The organism is Bradyrhizobium sp. P2_E8, from assembly GCF_056403875.1.
In genome coordinates this window covers 1-3,117 of the sequence record NZ_JBFUES010000888.1, presented here as the reverse complement: position 1 = coordinate 3,117, position 3,117 = coordinate 1, and the positions used below count along the sequence as shown (strand labels likewise).

At 66.8% G+C, this 3,117-nt stretch carries 3 protein-coding genes; 2 read left to right on the top strand and 1 reads right to left on the bottom strand.

Annotation, left to right across the window (positions count from 1 at the left end; translation table 11 throughout):
• Positions 1 to 422: 422 nt before the first annotated feature.
• On the bottom strand, positions 423 to 1,376 hold the full coding sequence (locus AC1D00_RS33745) for a LysR family transcriptional regulator (protein WP_477013650.1): 954 nt from the start codon (positions 1,374 to 1,376) through the stop codon (positions 423 to 425).
• Between the two features lie 98 nt (positions 1,377 to 1,474).
• Here AC1D00_RS33745 and AC1D00_RS33740 point away from each other — a divergent pair, with 98 nt between their 5' ends.
• Positions 1,475 to 2,656 carry an MFS transporter gene (locus AC1D00_RS33740; RefSeq protein ID WP_477013649.1) on the top strand — a complete coding sequence of 394 codons (1,182 nt, stop codon included), beginning with the start codon at positions 1,475 to 1,477 and terminating at the stop codon, positions 2,654 to 2,656.
• A 10-nt stretch (positions 2,657 to 2,666) separates the two neighbouring features.
• On the top strand, positions 2,667 to 3,117 hold a 451-nt coding region (locus tag AC1D00_RS33735; protein WP_477013648.1), incomplete at its 3' end, for an aldo/keto reductase.

Below are 3,117 nucleotides of genomic sequence, written 5' to 3'. Positions count from 1 at the left end.
ACCATCATGCACGACCCAATTCGGGGGACGTATCCCTTCTGCATCTGTCTCGCACCCTACCGCTGCTATTGGTCAAACCGTTTGGTCTTACGGCCGGTATTCTCCGGAGAGGGAAGCCCGACTATGATTGAACCGTTCGAGCGGACAAGTATTTGGGGGCTGCCGGCGCGGGAACAGGGATGAAGGGATGAGTGCTGGGACGAATAGCGTTCTTAACGTTACGAAACGCGCTCCATCAGGGTTGGACGCCGCCTCATTTGGATGATTACAGCTGGGTAGCGGTGGTCGATCTGTCCTGCGTGTTCACTCCCGTGCACAATTCGCCCCTTCACGGCCCCGGCGTCGCGTTGTGAATCCCGTGCGTAGCCGAGGCGTCGAGCGGCCTGTCGGCTCTGGGACTGACACTCCCTCCGCCATAGGCCTCATCCCACCAATTTCCATTTCCCATCGCCCGCGCGCTTCAGCGCCGGGTCGCTCACCCGCACGTGCTCGGCGAGAAAATCGATGAACGCGCGCACGCGCGCCGGGAGCGGCGCGGTGTGGCCGACATAGACGGCGTGAATGTCTTCGCGGTCGCCGGGATTGTAGTTCTGCAAGACCGGGACGAGGCGGCCTGATTCGATGTCGGGACCGACGTGGAAGAGGGCGAGGCGGGCAAGACCCACGCCGCCGAGTGCGAGACGGCGGGCGGCTTCGCCGTCGCTGGCGCGGGCGGCCGGCGGCGGGACCGCTTCCTCGGTGCGGTCGCCGCGCTTGAATTGCCAGCCGCGGATACTGCGGGGAAAGGTCCAGCCGATGCCGCGGTGATCGGCGAGATCCGCCGGAATCTTCGGCGTGCCGAAGCGGGCGAGATAATTCGGTGCGCCGATCACGACCATGCGGCTGGTGCCGAGCTTTCGCGCGACGAGGCGTGAGGCGCGCAGCGGGCCGACGCGGATGGCGACATCGGCGCGCTCCTGCATCAGGTCGATCATCGTGTCGGTCAGCACCAGATCGAGCGTGACGTCGGGATGCATTTCCAGGAAGCGCGGGATCAGCGGCATCACGTGCAGCATGCCGAAGGGAATGTTGCTGTTGACGGTGAGCCGTCCGCGCGGTGCCGCGCCTGAGGCCGCCTCGCGTTCGGCCTCTTCCATCTCGGCGAGGATACGCACGGCGCGCTGGTAGAACGCCTGGCCTTCCTCCGTCAGCGTGAGCTTGCGCGTGGTGCGGTTGATCAGCCGCGAGCCGAGCCGTGCCTCCAGCCGCGAGATCAGCTTGCTGACGCCCGACGGCGTCAGCCGCAGTTTTCGCGCGGCCTGGGTGAACCCGCCCAGGTCGACGACGCGGACAAAGACCTCCATCTCGGCGGAGCGGTTGGTGTCGAAACGGGCCATGTTGAATTCACGTCACAAATGATTGGATTGCGGACATTCTAATGGTTTTGCTGCAGCGCGGCTATCTGCGTGGCTCGTACCATCCATTGGAGTCCCGCATGCCTCCCGCCGTCCTCGCGCTCACCGCCGGTGCCTTCGGCATCGGCACCACCGAATTCATCATCATGGGCCTCTTGCTCCAGGTCGCCGCCGACATGCACGTCTCCGTGCCGGTTGCGGGCCTGCTCATCTCCGGCTATGCGCTGGGCGTGTTCGTCGGTGCGCCGGTCTTGACGCTGGCGACGCGGCGGATGCCGCGCAAAACCGTATTGCTGGCGCTGATGGCGATCTTCACGCTCGGCAATGCCGCCTGTGCGCTGGCGCCGAACTACGAATTGCTGATGGCGGCGCGGGTGCTGACCTCGCTGGCCCACGGCACCTTCTTCGGCGTCGGCTCGGTGGTGGCCACCAGCCTCGTCGCCGAGGACAAGCGCGCCTCGGCGATCGCGACCATGTTCATCGGCCTCACGGTCGCGACGCTTCTGGGCGTGCCCTTCGGCGCCTGGTTCGGCCTGATGCTCGGCTGGCGCGCTGCGTTCTGGGCCGTGACGGTGATCGGCGTGATCGCCTTCGCCGTGGTGGCCGCGTTCGTGCCTGGCCATGTCGGCAACGGCGACAAGCCGATCTCGCTTGCCGAGGAGGTCGCGGTGCTCGGACGTCCGCAGGTGCTGCTGGGCCTCGCCATGACCGTATTCGGCTTCGCCGGCCTGTTCGTCGTCTTCACCTATATCCAGCCGATCCTGACGCGCTTCACCGGCTTTTCGGAGGCTGCGGTCTCGCCGATCCTGCTGGTGTTCGGCGCGGGTCTTGCGATCGGCAATGTCGCCGGCGGCAAGCTCGCCGACCGCGGCCTGGCGCGGGCCCTGATCGGCACGCTCGCCGCGCTCGCCATCGTGCTGCTCGGCCTTGCCGCGGTGCTGTCGGTCAAGATCCCCGCCATCGCGCTGATCCTGCTGCTCGGCATCACCGCCTTCGCAACCGTCGCGCCGCTCCAGCTTCGCGTGCTGGAGGCCGCCGGCCCTAGCGGCCGCACGCTCGCCTCGAGCCTCAACATCGCCGCCTTCAATCTCGGCAACGCGCTGGGTGCCTGGGCCGGTGGCGTCGCCATCGACCGCGGGCTTGGCCTCTCCGCGCTGCCGTTGGTGGCGGCCGGCATCACCGCAATCGGCCTCGTGCTGGCGCTGTGGAGCCTCCGGCTCGACCGTACCACGGTCGTCGTCGCGGCGTGCCCGGCGGAATAGGAGAGCGATCATGGAATACCGCAATCTCGGCGCTTCCGGACTCAAGGTCCCCGTCCTCAGCTTCGGCACCGGCACCTTCGGCGGCCAAGGCCCTCTATTCTCTGCCTGGGGCCGCAGCGGCACGGAGGAGGCGCGCAAGCTGGTCGACATCTGCCTCGATGCCGGCGTCAACTTGTTCGACAGCGCCGACGTCTATTCGAACGGTGCCTCCGAGGAGATTCTCGGTGCTGCGATCAAGGGCCGCCGCGACAAGGTGCTGATCTCGACCAAGATGAGCCTGCCGATGGGCGAAGGCCCGCTCGATGCCGGCTCATCGCGGCAGCGGCTGCTGACTTCGGTCGACGCAGCGCTGCGACGGCTCGGCACCGACACGATCGACCTCTTTCAGCTTCATGCGTTCGACGCGTTCACGCCGATCGAGGAGGTGCTGTCGACCCTCGATACGCTCGTGCGTTCCGGCA

Excerpts from the sequence above, each read along its gene's own strand:
- AC1D00_RS33745 (WP_477013650.1), bottom strand. The coding sequence starts at position 1,376 with ATGGCCCGTTTCGACACCAACCGCTCCGCCGAGATGGAGGTCTTTGTC.
- AC1D00_RS33740 (WP_477013649.1), top strand. The coding sequence starts at position 1,475 with ATGCCTCCCGCCGTCCTCGCGCTCACCGCCGGTGCCTTCGGCATCGGC.